At 63.2% G+C, this 14,284-nt stretch carries 14 protein-coding genes and 1 pseudogene; 7 read left to right on the top strand and 8 right to left on the bottom strand.

Translation table 11 applies throughout. The features are described 5' to 3' along the window. The 3 genes from HU738_RS25135 to HU738_RS25125 form a co-directional block, all read right to left on the bottom strand. Positions 1–219, bottom strand: a 219-nt coding sequence (locus HU738_RS25135) for a PA4570 family protein (RefSeq protein ID WP_217871515.1), incomplete at its 3' end; no start/stop codon positions are given. Between the two features lie 81 nt (positions 220–300). Continuing rightward, on the bottom strand, positions 301–642 hold the full coding sequence (locus HU738_RS25130; RefSeq protein ID WP_054887598.1) for a zinc ribbon domain-containing protein YjdM: 342 nt from the start codon (positions 640–642) through the stop codon (positions 301–303). A 162-nt stretch (positions 643–804) separates the two neighbouring features. Then, complete coding sequence (locus tag HU738_RS25125) at positions 805–1,773, bottom strand: polyprenyl synthetase family protein (RefSeq protein ID WP_099815048.1); 969 nt, start codon at positions 1,771–1,773, stop codon at positions 805–807. 244 nt (positions 1,774–2,017) lie between these two features. On the opposite strand from HU738_RS25125, the gene rplU reads away from it, so the two are divergent. The 5 genes from rplU to HU738_RS25100 all read left to right on the top strand — a co-directional run bounded on the left by rplU (position 2,018) and on the right by HU738_RS25100 (position 5,705). Continuing rightward, positions 2,018–2,332 (top strand): 50S ribosomal protein L21, encoded by a 315-nt coding sequence (rplU, locus tag HU738_RS25120; protein ID WP_003247466.1) that lies wholly within the window; start codon positions 2,018–2,020, stop codon positions 2,330–2,332. A gap of 38 nt (positions 2,333–2,370) precedes the next feature. Further along, positions 2,371–2,628 carry a 50S ribosomal protein L27 gene (gene rpmA / locus HU738_RS25115; protein WP_003247464.1) on the top strand — a complete coding sequence of 86 codons (258 nt, stop codon included), beginning with the start codon at positions 2,371–2,373 and terminating at the stop codon, positions 2,626–2,628. A 188-nt stretch (positions 2,629–2,816) separates the two neighbouring features. Continuing rightward, complete coding sequence (cgtA, locus tag HU738_RS25110) at positions 2,817–4,043, top strand: Obg family GTPase CgtA (RefSeq protein ID WP_186604783.1); 1,227 nt, start codon at positions 2,817–2,819, stop codon at positions 4,041–4,043. An 85-nt stretch (positions 4,044–4,128) separates the two neighbouring features. Beyond that, the gene (gene proB / locus HU738_RS25105; protein ID WP_054887601.1) at positions 4,129–5,247 is read left to right on the top strand and encodes a glutamate 5-kinase; all 1,119 of its coding nucleotides are present in this window, start codon (positions 4,129–4,131) and stop codon (positions 5,245–5,247) included. Further along, the gene (locus HU738_RS25100; RefSeq protein WP_186604781.1) at positions 5,244–5,705 is read left to right on the top strand and encodes a CreA family protein; all 462 of its coding nucleotides are present in this window, start codon (positions 5,244–5,246) and stop codon (positions 5,703–5,705) included. Before proB ends, HU738_RS25100 begins: the two co-directional genes overlap by 4 nt. 134 nt (positions 5,706–5,839) lie before the next feature. On the opposite strand, the gene mksF is transcribed toward HU738_RS25100, so the two are convergent. The 3 genes from mksF to mksB are packed head-to-tail and all read right to left on the bottom strand — an operon-like array spanning position 5,840 to position 10,642. Continuing rightward, a complete protein-coding gene (mksF, locus tag HU738_RS25095) occupies positions 5,840–8,671 on the bottom strand; it encodes an Mks condensin complex protein MksF (RefSeq protein WP_176506906.1) in 2,832 nt (943 codons plus the stop codon). Next, entirely contained in the window at positions 8,668–9,375 is a 708-nt protein-coding gene (gene mksE, locus HU738_RS25090; RefSeq protein ID WP_054887604.1) for an Mks condensin complex protein MksE, read from the bottom strand. The genes mksF and mksE overlap by 4 nt, the downstream gene beginning before the upstream one ends. Next, the gene (gene mksB / locus HU738_RS25085; RefSeq protein ID WP_186604779.1) at positions 9,365–10,642 is read right to left on the bottom strand and encodes an Mks condensin complex protein MksB; all 1,278 of its coding nucleotides are present in this window, start codon (positions 10,640–10,642) and stop codon (positions 9,365–9,367) included. Before mksB ends, mksE begins: the two co-directional genes overlap by 11 nt. Positions 10,643–10,916: 274 nt before the next feature. Between mksB and HU738_RS25080 the strand changes: the two genes are divergently transcribed. Both HU738_RS25080 and rimI read left to right on the top strand, forming a co-directional pair. Further along, complete coding sequence (locus tag HU738_RS25080; RefSeq protein ID WP_186604777.1) at positions 10,917–11,705, top strand: energy transducer TonB; 789 nt, start codon at positions 10,917–10,919, stop codon at positions 11,703–11,705. After that, entirely contained in the window at positions 11,702–12,157 is a 456-nt protein-coding gene (gene rimI, locus HU738_RS25075; protein ID WP_054887607.1) for a ribosomal protein S18-alanine N-acetyltransferase, read from the top strand. The genes HU738_RS25080 and rimI overlap by 4 nt, the downstream gene beginning before the upstream one ends. 27 nt (positions 12,158–12,184) lie before the next feature. Here the strand turns inward: rimI and HU738_RS25070 are convergent. Both HU738_RS25070 and HU738_RS25065 read right to left on the bottom strand, forming a co-directional pair. Continuing rightward, positions 12,185–12,873, bottom strand: a pseudogene (locus HU738_RS25070) (NYN domain-containing protein). Between the two features lie 253 nt (positions 12,874–13,126). Then, positions 13,127–14,272: a hypothetical protein gene (locus HU738_RS25065; RefSeq protein WP_186604775.1), complete on the bottom strand. Its 1,146-nt coding sequence runs from the start codon at positions 14,270–14,272 to the stop codon at positions 13,127–13,129. Positions 14,273–14,284: the final 12 nt, after the last annotated feature.

The following is a 14,284-nucleotide window of genomic DNA, read 5'->3' as shown; positions in this document are numbered from 1 at the left end:
CAAGGCCCGCGCATAGCAGAACAGAAACAGGTTGCGCACCAACTCCTTGAGCACCACCGGCTCACTCGAATTCAGCCCGCACAGATCCAGGTCTCCCTGCTCGCGCAGTTCGTCCAGTGCTTCTTCTTCGAGCACTGCGCACACCTCACCGGTTTCCCGATGGAGGATGCGCAGATAGGGGTGGGGGCGGTCCAGCCAGGCGTCGATCAGATAAGTCATGGCGATTCTCCTTGGAAAGCGGCTCCAATGAGAATAATTCTTATTATCAGAATAGCAAGCGCCAATTGGCAGATTTTGTAATCAGACCTTGCGCACGAATTCCGACTTGAGCTTCATTGCACCGATGCCATCGATCTTGCAGTCGATGTCGTGGTCGCCATCGCACAGGCGGATGTTCTTCACCTTGGTGCCGACCTTGACCACCAGGGACGAGCCCTTGACCTTGAGGTCCTTGATCACGGTAACGGTATCGCCGTCCTGCAGGACGTTGCCGACCGAATCCTTCTTCACTACGTCATCGCTGGCCGCCTCGGCTTCGCCGCTGGCCGACCACTCGTGGGCGCACTCAGGGCAGATCAGCTGGCTGCCATCCTCGTAGGTGTATTCGGAGTTGCATTTTGGGCAGGGAGGCAGGGTGCTCACTTCGGTTCCTTAAACAGACAGACGGTTAAAGGCCCATATTGTATAAGGTCTAGCGGGAGAAGTATTTTTGTCCGGACAAATGCATCGCGGGTAAACCCGCCCCCACAGCGTTTGCACAATCTGTGGAAGCGGGTTTACCCGCGAATGAAGCGGCTCGGTCTGTCAGTGGGTACGCGCGACGGCAAACTCGCTCAGTTCAACCAGCGCATCCCGGTATTCGCTGGCTGGCAGCACTTCCAGGCACTCGATGGCACGCTTGACGTAGTCCCGTGCCAGTTCGGCGGTGTACTTCAGTGCGCCAGAGGCGTTGACGGCCTCGCGAATCTGCTCCAGATCTTCCAGGCCGCCCTTCTGGATCGCCTTGCGCACCAGTGCTGCCTGCTCCGGCGTCCCTTCGCGCATGGTGTAGATCAGGGGCAGGGTCGGCTTGCCTTCGGCCAGGTCGTCGCCGACGTTCTTGCCCAGGGCTTCGGCATCGCCTTCGTAGTCGAGCAGGTCGTCGACCAGCTGGAAGGCCACGCCCAGGTGGTCACCAAAGGTGCGCAGGGCTTCGCGCTGCGCTTCGCTGGCTTCGGCCAGTGCCGCGGCGCTGTGGGTCGAGGCTTCGAACAGCATGGCGGTCTTGCCGCGGATGACGTCCATGTAGACCTCTTCGGTGGTGCTGGCATCGCGTACCCGCGACAACTGCAGCACTTCGCCCTCGGCGATTACCCGGGTGGCCTTGGAGAGGATCTGCATGACCGGCATCGAGCCCAGTTCGACCATCATCTCGAACGAACGCGAATAGAGGAAATCGCCCACCAGGACGCTCGGCGCGTTGCCCCACAGGGCGTTGGCGGTGGAGCGGCCACGGCGCATGCCGGACATGTCGACCACGTCGTCGTGCAGCAAGGTGGCGGTGTGCAGGAACTCGATGGTCGCGGCCAGCAGGCGCAGGTCGGCGCCTTCACGGCCCAGGGCCTTGCCGCACAGCAGGACCAGCAGAGGACGCAGGCGCTTGCCACCGGCCGACGTGATATAGTCGCCGATCTTCGATACCAGCGGCACGCGCGAGGTCAGCTGCTTCTTGATGATCTCGTCGACGGCGCTGAAATCTTCAGCTACCGCGCGGTAGAAGGTTTGGGGTTGCATCGGCTGCTCCAGTGAGGTTGCGCGGCATGCTAGGTCGCGGGTCCCGGTGTGTCAAGGCGCGGTGCCCGCTGGCCGGGGGCGGGACTTGCAAGCAAAACCGGGGTTGCGTACAATCGCGCACCCTAACTTCCTGGGCAGCACCTGCCTTACGCAATTGCACAGGGCCGTTCCAGCCCCATGCAGCCATGCCAGCCAATACTCATCATATAAAGCGCTGGGTGAGCAGGATTATCGGAGAAATACCATGTCTTACGCAGTAATCGTTACCGGCGGCAAGCAGTACAAAGTCGCTGAAGGTGAATTCCTCAAGATCGAAAAGCTGGAAGTCGCCACTGGCGAATCCGTGACTTTCGACCGCGTCCTGCTGGTTGCCAACGGTGAAGAAGTCACCATCGGCGCACCAGTCGTCGCCGGCGCTAAAGTGGTTGCCGAAGTCGTTTCGCAAGGCCGTCACGACAAGGTTCGCATCATCAAGTTCCGTCGTCGTAAGCACCACATGAAGCGTATGGGCCACCGCCAGTGGTTCACCGAGATCAAAATCACCGGTATCCAGGCTTAATCGCCTCGGTCCCCTGAATTTATTTGGAGAATTGAACCATGGCTCACAAGAAGGCTGGTGGTAGTACTCGTAACGGTCGCGACTCAGAATCGAAACGCCTTGGCGTGAAGATGTATGGCGGCCAGGTTATCAAGCCAGGCAACATCATCGTCCGTCAGCGCGGCACCGAATTCCACGCTGGCTACGGCGTTGGCATGGGCAAGGACCACACCTTGTTCGCCAAGATCGAAGGCGTGATCAAGTTCGAGAAGAAAGGCGAGTTCATGCGCCGTTACGTGAGCATCGTCGCCGCTTAATCGCGACGTCGCTCCAGAAGCCCCGTCACGCGACGGGGCTTTTTCGTTTGTGGTGAGCCTCTTGCAAAGCTGTTTGTATGGGCTGCCGGCGTGGGTTTCTACGGTCGTACGGGGCCGCCGCGCTCATTTTTGCAAGAGCCTCAGGTTTTTCAGTATTCAACTCGCCCGCAGGCGAGAGGCGGTTTTGAATGAAGTTTGTTGACGAAGTATCCATCCGGGTCAAGGCCGGTGACGGCGGTAACGGTTGCATGAGCTTCCGCCGCGAGAAATTCATCGAGAACGGCGGCCCCAACGGCGGCGACGGTGGTGACGGTGGCTCGGTGTACATGGTTGCCGACGAAAACCTCAACACCCTGGTCGACTACCGCTACACCCGTCACCACGAAGCCCAGCGCGGTTCCAATGGCGGCAGCACCGATTGCACCGGCAAGAAGGGCGAGGACCTGTTCCTGCGTGTGCCGGTCGGCACCACCGTGATCGATGCCTCGACCCAGGAAGTGATCGGTGACCTGGTCACGCCAGGCCAGAAGCTGATGGTCGCCCAGGGCGGCTGGCACGGCCTGGGTAACACCCGCTTCAAGTCGAGTACCAACCGTGCGCCGCGCCAGACCACACCGGGCAAGCCAGGTGAACAGCGCGACCTGAAGATGGAGCTGAAGGTCCTGGCCGACGTCGGCCTGCTCGGCCTGCCGAACGCGGGCAAGAGCACCTTCATCCGCTCGGTTTCGGCCGCCAAGCCGAAGGTCGCCGACTACCCGTTCACGACCCTGGTACCGAACCTGGGCGTGGTCAGCGTCGACCGCTGGAAGAGCTTCGTCATCGCCGACATCCCCGGCCTGATCGAAGGCGCCTCCGACGGTGCCGGCCTGGGTATCCGCTTCCTCAAGCACCTGGCCCGTACCCGCGTGCTGCTGCACCTGGTCGACCTGGCGCCGCTCGACGGCAGCAGCCCGGCCGATGCCGCTGAAGTCATCATCAACGAGCTGACCCGCTTCAGCCCGTCGCTGACCGACCGCGAGCGCTGGCTGGTACTGAACAAGTCCGACATGCTGATGGAAGACGAGCGCGAAGAGCGGGTCAAGGAAGTGATCGAGCGCCTGCAGTGGGAGGGCCCGGTCTACGTGATCTCGGCAATCTCCAAGCAGGGTACCGAGCAGCTCAGCCACGACCTGATGCGCTACATCGAAGACCGCGCCGACCGCCTGGCCAACGACCCGGCCTACGCCGAGGAACTGGCCGAACTGGACCAGCGTATCGAAGACGAAGCCCGCGCCCAGCTGCAGGCCCTGGACGACGCCCGTACCCTGCGTCGTACCGGCGTCAAGAGCGTGCACGACATCGGCGACGACGATGCCTGGGACGATGATTTCGAGGACGACGAAGACGGCCCGGAAATCATTTACGTGCGCGACTGACCGGTTGCAGTACACTAAACGCCGCTCTCGGGAGCGGCGTTTTTGTATCCACGGTATCTATAGATTCGACATAGGTTGGAAGAAGATGCGAAGCAAGGTGACGGGCGCCAAGCGCTGGGTCGTGAAGATTGGCAGTGCCCTGCTGACCGCTGATGGCAAGGGGCTGGACCGCGGCGCCATGGCCGTATGGGTCGAGCAGATGGTCGCGCTGCGTGAAGCAGGCGTGGAGTTGGTACTGGTCTCCTCCGGGGCCGTGGCTGCCGGCATGAGCCAGCTGGGCTGGACTTCCCGACCGAGTGCGATGAACGAGTTGCAGGCCGCTGCCTCGATCGGCCAGATGCGCCTGGTGCAGGCCTGGGAAACGAGCTTCGGCGAGCACGGCAAACACACCGCGCAGATCCTCCTGACCCACGACGACCTGTCCGACCGCAAGCGTTACCTGAACGCCCGCAGCACCCTGCGTACCCTGGTTGACCTGGGCGTGGTACCGGTGATCAACGAAAACGACACCGTGGTCACCGACGAGATCCGCTTTGGCGATAACGACACCTTGGCCGCGCTGGTGGCCAACCTGGTGGAAGCCGACCTGCTGGTGATCCTCACCGACCGCGACGGCATGTTCGACGCCGACCCGCGCAACAACCCTGAAGCCCAGCTGATCTACGAAGCCCGTGCCGACGACCCGTCGCTCGACGCCGTGGCCGGTGGTACCGGTGGGGCGCTGGGCCGGGGCGGCATGCAGACCAAGTTGCGCGCCGCGCGCCTGGCAGCCCGTTCCGGCGCCCACACGATCATCATCGGTGGCCGCATCGAGCGCGTGCTGGATCGCCTGAAGGCCGGTGAGCGCCTGGGCACGCTGCTGTCGCCCGAGCGCGGCATGCTGGCGGCACGCAAGCAGTGGCTGGCTGGCCACCTGCAGACCCGCGGCACCCTGGTGCTCGACGCAGGTGCCGTGCAGGCGCTGCGCGAGGCGAACAAGAGCCTGCTGCCGGTCGGCGTGAAGACGGTGCAGGGCAGTTTCCGCCGTGGCGAGATGGTGGTCTGCGTCGGCCCGGATGGCGTCGAAGTGGCCCGTGGCCTGGCCAACTACAGCGCACTGGAAGCGCAGAAGATCATCGGCCAGCCGTCCGATCAGATCGAGGCCTTGCTGGGCTACATCGCCGAGCCGGAGCTGGTACACCGCGACAATCTGGTGCTGGTATGAAGCTGCTCAAGCGGGTAATGGCGATGGCGGTCCTTGCCCTGCCGGTGCTGGCCGGGGCCGAGGAGATCGGCCAGGTGTCCACCGTGTTCAAGTTCCTTGGGCCGAATGATCGCATCGTGGTCGAGGCGTTCGATGATCCCAAGGTCGACGGGGTGACCTGCTACCTTTCGCGGGCCAAGACCGGCGGCGTGAAGGGTGGGTTGGGGTTGGCGGAGGATCGGGCGGAGGCTTCGATTGCCTGCCGTCAGGTCGGGCCGATCAGCTTCAAGGGTGAATTGAAGGACGGCGAGGAGGTGTTCAAGGAGCGTACCTCGCTGGTATTCAAGACCATGCAGGTGGTGCGCTTCCTCGACAAGAAGCGCAATACGCTGGTTTATCTGGTGTACAGCGACCGCATGATCGAAGGCAGCCCGCAGAATGCGGTGACGGCGATCCCGATCCTGCCTTGGGCGCATTGATAGCCTGGTAGATCGCCGGGAGGCCTTTGGCCTCCTTTCGCGACACAAGGCCGCTCCCACATTGGCCGATGTACGCAGGCCCTTGTGGGAGCGGCCTTGCGTCGCGAAAGGGCCGCAAAGCGGCCCCAATCACCTCAGGCCAACTCTTCGGCCTGATCCTCACGCACAATCGCCTTCACCTCATCCAGCCGGCTGATGTACTTCCAGTCCGCCTCGTCGATGTAGATGCCATTCGGCCCGCTGCCACCTTCCAGGTCGATCGCCACGCGCGCCGACACCTGCGGCTTCACGCTCGCCAGAATCGGCACGAAGCCCAGTTGCAGGCTGGTTTCCAGCAGTGCCGCCTGGTTGCGTTCGTCGATGTCCGCCGCCTCGTCGAGGTAGTACGGCAGGCGAATACGCCCAGCCAGGTCACGGTCCATCAGGTGCAGCAACAGGTACATGTTGGTCAGCGCCTTGATGGTCATGGTGGTGCCGTTGGACGCCGCGCCGTCGATGTCGGCGTGGATGATCGGTTGGCCGTTGACCTTGGTGATCTCGAACGCCAGCTCGAACAGGTCCTTCAGGCCCAGCTGGTTATGGTTTGCCGCCACCAGCCGCGCCAGGTACTCCTTGGCCTCTTCGTTCTTGTTGTCTTGCTCGGCGCTCTGGGTCAGGTCGAACACCGACAAGGTCTCGCCTTCCTCGTACTGGCCGGCGCTGTGGATGATCTGGTCGATGTGCTTGAGCGCTTCCTTGTTCGGCGCCAGCACGACGCGGAAGCTTTCCAGGTTGGATACCTGGCGTTTGTTGATCTCGCGGTTGAACAGGGCCAGCTGGTGCTCGAGGCTGTCGTAGTCGCTGCGGATGTTGCGCAGGGTCCGGGCGATGTCGGTGACCGCGGCGCGGCGCGCCTTGGCCAGGGTCAGGGCTTCGTCGGTGCGGTGCGCGTAGGCGTTCACCAGCAGCTGCAGGCGGCGCTCCATGTCGTCTTCGCTGTCGAACTTGGCCACGCCCTTGAGGCGTACCTGGGCGTACAGCGCCTCGATCTGGTTGTCGACGCGTTGCAGGGCCTGCCAGCTGTCCTGATAGTCGTTGAGCATCGGCAGCAGGTTGTCCATGGAGTCGTCGACTTCTTCCATGAACGGCGTGCCGTAAGGCAGGTCGGCCGGCAGCAGCTGACGGCGGCGCAAGGCGTCTTCCAGGGTGCGCTGCTTGGATTCCAGGTCGCCGATCTGGCGGCCGACCAGCTGCAGCTTGGCCGACAGCTGCTGGACGCGCTCGGTGAAGGCGTCGCTGGAGCGCTTGAGCTCGTCCTGGGCGGCTTCCAGCTGCGCAAGTTGCTCCAGCTTCTCGGGCTCTTCGGCACTCAGGGTTTCGCTGCGGCGGTAGTCTTCCAGGGCCTTCTGGGCGTCCAGCACTTCCTGGTACAGGGCTTCTGTCTGCGCCTTGGAGGCCGTGCGGTCGGCGGCGACCTGCTGCTGGGTCTTGAGCTGCTTGAGCTCCTTTTCCAGGCGCTCCTTCTGGTCGCGCAGGGCGGCGCGGTCGGCCAGGGCCTGCAGCGCTGGTGGGTCGATGTTGGAGAGGTCGATGGACAGGCCAGGGGCCTCGAAGCGCTCGCCCTTGAAGCTGTCGAGCACGGCTTCCAGGGACTTCACCCACAGCTCGCTGTCGTCCAGCTCGATGCCGCGCTCGCCCAGCGGCAAGCTGAACAGCGCGCCGTTGAACAGGCGCATCAGGCGGTCGACATCCTGCTGCGAGAATTCTTCGCGCAGACGGGCGTAGCTGTTGTTGTCGGCGTGGTCGAGCTGCTGCTTGACCTGCTTGAGGCGTTTTTCCAGGTCGCGCACGCGCTCGTCGAGGTCTTCGGCGCTGAATTGGCGCGACTGCGCCAGGGCGCCGGCCAGTTCGTCGTGGGCGTCCTTGGCGGCCAACAGGCCCTGTTCCAGCACCTTGACGTCATCGACCAGGGCGAAGCGGTGCTTGAGCACCGACAGCTCGCCGAGCCAGCGCTGAATGCCGGTGATTTCACGCTCCAGGCGCATCAGCTCCTGGGTGCCGCCACGCTGGTCGTTTTGCAGGCGATCCTGTTCGCCACGGTAGTGCTCGGCCTGGATCACCAGCTCTTCCTTGCGTGCCATGGCGTATTCCTGCCAGGTGCCCAGCAGGTTGTCGAGCAGTGGCGACAGGCGGTGCAGCTTGCCGCGCAGGATGTCGCGCTGGGCTACGCCGCCGGCCAGGGCCTCGACCAGCGGGCCCGCGGCGACCAGGGCGTTGTAGTCCTGTTCCATGCGGCGCACGTCGCGGAAGGCTTCTTCACAGGCGGCGATATAGTCGACGCTGCCCGAGCGCAGGCTGTGCTCGAAGGCGTCGAGGAACAGCTGCTTGAGCTTGGCCGCTGTGATCTCGCGCATGTGCAGCAGGTTGATGAACAGTGCGCGGAAGGTTTTCAGGCTCTGCTCGCTGGTGGAGCGCAGCGGGATCAGGGTCAGGTCCAGCGGGCACGAAGTGTGGCCGCCGACCAGCAGCCGGCGCAGTTCATCAGGCTTGAGCTCATAGGCCTTCAGGCCCAGGCGCTCGAGGTTGGTGAACAGCTCCTTCTGGCGCAGGCAGGTGTCGTTCTTCTGGTAGTGAGCCAGGTCCAGCTCGCCCTTGTAGGCAAAGAACTGGTGGCCGAAACCGCCGCCCGGGCCGCGGCCGACCACGCCGATCACATGCGTGCCGTGGGGCAGGTTCAGTTCGCAGAGGATGTACGAGGTGTCGCTGGCGAAGTAGAACCGGCGCGACTGCTCCAGGCTGTACTTGCCGAAGCTCATGTCGGACATGCGTGCCAGGATCGGGAACTGCAAGGCGTTGATCGACGCCGATTTACCCAGGTTGTTGGCACCATACACCGACAGCGGGTGCTCCAGCGGGAACAGCCCGAGGCTGTAGCCGGCGGTGTTGAGCAGTGCAAAGCGGCGGATGCCGTAGCGTTCCTGGCTCATGCGTCAATCTCCTGTTGCTCTTCGCGGATGGCCCGGGCCAGGGCGTCCTCTTCGCTTTCCTCGCCATCGAACGGGGTGAGGTCGAGCGGGTCGTCGGTGCGGTTGAGTTGTTCCGGGCTTTCTTCCTCGACCAGTACCGGCACTGGCAAGGGCAGGTCGCTGTGCAGGCTGGCGGCCAGGTCGCGGTCCTGCTGCACTGACAGGCAGACGTCGAGGAACCGGTGCATCGGCGGCAGGAAGCGGTAGATGCCGCCTTCTTCATGGGCGAAGCCGAGCTGGGTCATGCGGCGCATGATCTTTTCTTCCAGCTCGTCGACGGTCTGCACTTCGGCCTGCAGGAACAGGTCGCGGTACTTGTCCAGCAGCGAGGGCAGCTCGTCGCGGCCGATGCTGCCGCCGTCGAGCACGGCCATCGGGTCACGGCCCTGGTCGGCCAGGTGCTCGACGATGATGAAGGTGAACAGCGACAGGCGCTGGGCAGTCTTGTTGACCTGCGCGGCGGCCTGCTCGGGGACGAAGTAATAGAAACCGCGAGTATCGCACACCAGCTCGAAGCCCAGGGCCTTGAACAGGGTGCGGTACTGGTCCTGGAAGTTCGACAGCTGGGCGTACATTTCAGGGTCGCGGCGGCTGACGTGGAAGCCCTTGAACAGCTCGCGGAAGATCGGCGCGAGCTGGGACAGTTCGGAAAGATCAAGATGCATTGGCTGGGCTCAAGTGGGTTTCAGGTTGCGCTTCGCGGCTGGACGTCAGGGCGAACGAGCGCAGGCTGACCAGGTGTTCGTGGGTGGTGTACTCGCGCCGTTCCAGGCGTTCGCGCTTGAAGCGCTTCTCCCGTGACAGGCGCGAGAACCAGTACAGCAGTTCGTCGGTGGCGCCTTCGGGTTCCTGGTCCAGCAGCCAGACCATCAGGTCTGGCAGCGGCAGGGCGTCTTCGCAGCGCTCGAGCATCTCTTTGACCGTGCGTGGCGCACGCGGCAGCGGGCCTTTCTGGGTCTTGTGCGCCTTGGGGAACTTGGCCGGCTTCGGCTCGAAGCGGGCCAGGGCATAGACGTAGGCCTCGACCTGGCTGGCGCTGCCGAGGAAGGTGCTCTGCGGGCGGGTGAACAGTGGCATGGCGGCTTGCGGCACGGCATCGATGCCCTTGCGCCGGATCACCGACAGCGCCAGTGCGGCACCGCGGGTCACCGCGTTGTGCCGGCGTGCTTCTTCACGCAGCGGCAGCAGCAGTTCGCGGGCGTGGCGCAGGGTCAGCTGGGCGCTGGTCTGCATTTCCAGGATGCGCGCGTGGGTGCGCATCAGCATGTCATCGTCGACCAGGTGGCCCAGGCGCGCCTGCTCGCCGAGCAGCTTCAGCAGCACGGTTTCAACCTTGCGTACGCCTTGCTCGAACGCGCCGTCGGCGTTCACCAGCTGGATCATCGGCTCAACGTATTCGTCCCAGGTCGCCAGAACTTCGGCGTAGCGCTGGCGCAGCGGGATCTGGCGATTGCTGGTCTTGGCCCGTTCGGCCACGGCGACCAGCGCCTGCTCGTCGTTGTCGAGCTTCTTCAGCACGTCGCGCACGCGCATGTCGAGCAGGCGCAGCTGGCGCGCCAGGTCGTCGCTGTCGCGGTTGTCGAAGGCATCCTGGATATGCCCGGCCAGGCGCTCCAGGTGACGCAGGTAGGCCTCGATCTCCAGGCACAGGCCCAGCCGGTGCTCGCGGCGCAGGTAGGCAAGGAAGTCGTGGATCTGGGCATTGAGCTCGAAGCGGTTCGGGCTTTTGGCCACGGGCACCAGGATGTCCAGGCGGATCCACACGTCGAGCAGCTGGGTGATGTCCTGCGGCGTGCTTTCCACCTGCTGGCGGCTCAGTTGCTGGCGCAGCTCCACCAGGCTCAGGGTGCCTTGGTCGAAACGCTCGCACAGCGGCTCGATCAGGGCCCAGTGTTCGGCTAGGGCGCGCAGGACGCGCTTGGGTTCGATCATTGGCGTCTACTCGTTGCCAAGTAAAAAGGGGGCGATTGTACTTCATCCGAGGGGGAGGATTTCACCCCTTGGTCTGTAATGAGCGATAACCTTGGCCGTTGTAGGGGATTTGCTGGCCTGTTCGCGGGTAAACCCGCTCCGGTGGTGAACCTGTAGGAGCGGGTTTACCCGCGAAGAGGCCGGCATGGGCAACAAATTTCCGCCGACCAGTTGCAGCACAGCCCGGCCAACAACGTTAGAATGTGCGACGTTTCGAACCCCGGATCCCCGAGCCTTGCTGACCGAACCCCGCCGCCGCGCCTACCTTTCCGCCATGCAAGTGGTGCATTGGCTGCCGCGTGCCGAATTGCCGTTCGCCGCGCCGTCGCGCGCCGAGCTGCTGTTGCCGCAGGCGCCGGTAGAGGAAATCGACTTCGAGGTTCGGCCCTCTGCGCCGGCCTCCAGCGAGGCCCCGGCCGCACCCCTGGCCCGTTCCGGCGAGCGCCCGAAAATCGAGATTCCGCGCCCGGGCAGCACGCCCAAGGCCGCTGCCAAGCCAGTCGACGCCGAGGAGGAGGCCCCGGCGCCACGTCCGGCCCCGGTGCCACCACCGCGCTTCTCGCTGCAGTTGCTGCGTGCCGGCAACTGCCTGCTGCTGGTCGAACTGGCTACCGGTCAGCCTTTCCAGAGTCGCGACCCATCCTATCTGTTGCTCAAGGACATGCTGCGTGCCGCCGGCCTGCCCGATGCGCCGCAGATCATCGGCGAGCCGGTGCGCTGGCCGCTGCTGGTGCGCGGCAACATGGACCAGGGCCCGGATGCCGCACGGGATTTCGTCCGGGGCTTCATTCAGGCGCGCCTGGAGCAAAGCCCCTGCAGCGTGCTGTGGCTGATCGGCTTGCCGGCCATGCGTTACGCGGCCAGCGCCGACGAGGCGGCTTATTACCAAGTGCTGAAGGTCGATGGCCTGGGTGATGCGTGGGCGTTGCCAGGCCTTGAACTGTTGATGGACGAGCCGCAGCGCAAGGCGGACGTCTGGCAAGCGATGCGCCAGCTGATGGCGCGCTGGAAGAGCGTTGAATGAGTGACTCGATCAGTTTCCGCCTGATGACCGAGGCGGATCTGGATGCCGTGCTTAAGATCGAATATGCCGCGTTCAGTCATCCCTGGACCCGCGGGATTTTCCAGGACGCACTCAAGTCCTACGAAGTGTGGCTGATGTTCGACGGGCAGCAGCAGGTAGGGCATGGGGTGATCAATGTGATCATTGATGAGGCGCATCTGCTCAACATTACCGTCAAACCCGAGAACCAGGGTCGTGGGCTGGGGCTGAAGCTGCTTGAACACCTGATGGCGCGGGCGTATCAGCTAAATGGGCGTGAGTGCTTCCTGGAGGTGCGGGCCAGTAATCAGTCGGCTTATCGTTTGTATGAGCGGTATGGCTTCAATGAGATCGGCCGGCGCCGTGATTACTACCCGGTTGCGGGTGGGCGTGAAGACGCGCTGGTGATGGCTTGTACCCTGCTTGAGGACTAACATCCAGCTGAGATACTTGTCGCCTGGCTACCAGTATTCGGGCTTGATGGCTGGCCTTTTCTTGGTAGATACCCGCTCCGGGAACTGATGAGCGGCAAGTTCCTCAGTCGTTACCAGGTGCCGCATCCAATGTGAGTGGTTCTTGAGAGAGCCTGGCGTTGTCCGCTTCATGCCCTCCCTATGCGGCAGGATTACGCCAAGACGCAAGTCGGGAAAGTCCTCCTTGATAGCCTTCAGGGCGGGTGTCATGTCAGTGTCGGCAGAAACCAGTACAAGCTGCTGGACTCGGTCCTCTGCCGGGAGGCTGGCTTGCCTGGAGGCAAGCCGATACATGCTGATGGCGATGTGAACATCCGTCTCTTTTTCTTCGAGCTTCCAGATGGCTACTTGGTCGAGTCTCGAGGGAGGAGATGCCTTGCTGATGAATCTAGGTGCATTGCGTGCTTCCAGCTGATGTCGACCGTAGTGGACGACTACGCCTTTCGCTATCAGGGCGCGGAGATACGTGTCTTGAGCTTCTTTGGACTGGCTTCCGCGGCTGGCCAGCGACGGCTTTCACCTGAGGTGAAAAAGTCGATAGAGGTAAGCTCGCTTCCTGGTGCTTCTACGTGAATAATATGTTGGACGAGAGAAGGCAGGTCCAGCCATTTGAAACTTGTGCCTGCCACCAGGCCGTAGAAGACGTTGTAACCATCGACGAAGCACGCGGTACGCAAGGCTTGCATGTCCCTGAAAACGAAAAAACCGGCACTAGGCCGGTTTCTTCACCCCAACTGCCGACGAATTGAATCATCGCGTACGGGGTTGAGTAGTGAAGTGATTATGCCACTGTGACCGAGAAGGTCAACGGGCATCTCCGATCCGGATCGCTGTAGCGACAGAATGATCGCTCAAAATGGACCCGTGGCACCTTGAAGCTGCATTTAAAGTGTATGTCTCAGCATTGCAGGTGACATTGTTCGTAACGCCTCACTCAAGATCGACTGGCTTGCGCAGGTCCCGCAGGCTTCTGGTCATCTGCCCGGTATTGCACTTCGCCGCCGCCTGCTCTGGCGTGTACTTGCGCACGGTGCGGAAGAACAGCTCGCACGTCTGCTTCTTCTGTGTCACCTGCCACTTGGTCGAGCAGGCATCCAGGGTCATCTTCGCTTCGGCCCCCGGGTTACGCCCCATCCCGGCCTGCCAGCAGGCCGCCGTCAAATCCTGGCCCATCATCTTCAGACCTGCGACATCGGCCGCATCCTGATCGCCGCCATGGCTGTCCTTGTCCGCTGCGTACCAGATCGCGCTGGGGTGGTTGGCGCCTAGCACCGGCACCTGTGCACCCGCCTGCGGGCTGATGCTGACCAGGCCCAGCACGCCCACCTGCGGGCCGTATTGCTGCTGGATCCAGTTACGTACCGGGGCGCCGAAGGCGACCATCGGCAGCGGTTTGGCAGCGCTTTGCAAAGTCATCTCCTTGACCATGCGCAGCTGGTAGTCCTTGAAGTAGCCATAGGTGCCGGTCAGGGCATCTCCCGCGCTGGCCGGCGCGGCGATCGGGGCGATGTCGATGATGGTCTGGTAGGCCGGGGTCTGGCTGGCGTCGACGCCGTTGAAGGTCAGCAGTTCGGCCCAGCGGTCGGTCGTGTTGGAACGCAGGTAGTCCTGTGCCTGGGTCAGTGAATAGTCTGGCGGGAAGTGCAGCAGCTCGATGCTGCGGCGATTCTGCAGGGCCATGCCCAGCGGCAGGAACAGGTACCAGTCGTAGGACCATTTGCCGTCCTTGTTCAGCTGGGTGGCACCGTTGTAGGCCAGTTCGCCACTGTCGAGCAGCTTGCGCAGGGGCTCGGCATAGTTGGCGGGCACGTCGCTGATGGTGGCGTGCAGCCGGTCGTGGTCACGGCTGACGTGCACCTGGGCGTTGGCGTGGCCGTCACGGCGTACGCTCTGGGTCAGGTAGTGCTCGACCGTCTGTTCCAGCGTCCAGTCTCGGTAGCAGATCACGTGGCAATTGTTGGGGAAGGCGAACAGGCGGGTAACGCGCTGGGCATCGCCCAGGTCGATGCGCGCATCCGCCATGGCCAGGCCGCTGAAGGCGAGGGCGGCGAGGCTCGTTGCGGCAGTCTTGTGCATGCTTAACTCCTT

Source organism: Pseudomonas vlassakiae (assembly GCF_014269035.2).
Classification (GTDB): Bacteria; Pseudomonadota; Gammaproteobacteria; order Pseudomonadales; family Pseudomonadaceae; genus Aquipseudomonas; species Aquipseudomonas vlassakiae.
The sequence above is the reverse complement of the archived record's forward strand: the minus strand, read 5'-3'. Positions and strand labels throughout refer to the sequence as shown.

What these genes read in the sequence shown, in the direction of transcription:
- HU738_RS25125 (WP_099815048.1), bottom strand. Translation starts at nt 1,773, where the DNA reads ATGCAACCCCAAACCTTCTACCGCGCGGTAGCTGAAGATTTCAGCGCC.
- rplU (WP_003247466.1), top strand. Translation starts at nt 2,018, where the DNA reads ATGTCTTACGCAGTAATCGTTACCGGCGGCAAGCAGTACAAAGTCGCT.
- rpmA (WP_003247464.1), top strand. Translation starts at nt 2,371, where the DNA reads ATGGCTCACAAGAAGGCTGGTGGTAGTACTCGTAACGGTCGCGACTCA.
- cgtA (WP_186604783.1), top strand. Translation starts at nt 2,817, where the DNA reads ATGAAGTTTGTTGACGAAGTATCCATCCGGGTCAAGGCCGGTGACGGC.
- proB (WP_054887601.1), top strand. Translation starts at nt 4,129, where the DNA reads ATGCGAAGCAAGGTGACGGGCGCCAAGCGCTGGGTCGTGAAGATTGGC.
- HU738_RS25100 (WP_186604781.1), top strand. Translation starts at nt 5,244, where the DNA reads ATGAAGCTGCTCAAGCGGGTAATGGCGATGGCGGTCCTTGCCCTGCCG.
- mksF (WP_176506906.1), bottom strand. Translation starts at nt 8,671, where the DNA reads ATGAGCCAGGAACGCTACGGCATCCGCCGCTTTGCACTGCTCAACACC.
- mksE (WP_054887604.1), bottom strand. Translation starts at nt 9,375, where the DNA reads ATGCATCTTGATCTTTCCGAACTGTCCCAGCTCGCGCCGATCTTCCGC.
- mksB (WP_186604779.1), bottom strand. Translation starts at nt 10,642, where the DNA reads ATGATCGAACCCAAGCGCGTCCTGCGCGCCCTAGCCGAACACTGGGCC.
- rimI (WP_054887607.1), top strand. Translation starts at nt 11,702, where the DNA reads ATGAGTGACTCGATCAGTTTCCGCCTGATGACCGAGGCGGATCTGGAT.
- HU738_RS25065 (WP_186604775.1), bottom strand. Translation starts at nt 14,272, where the DNA reads ATGCACAAGACTGCCGCAACGAGCCTCGCCGCCCTCGCCTTCAGCGGC.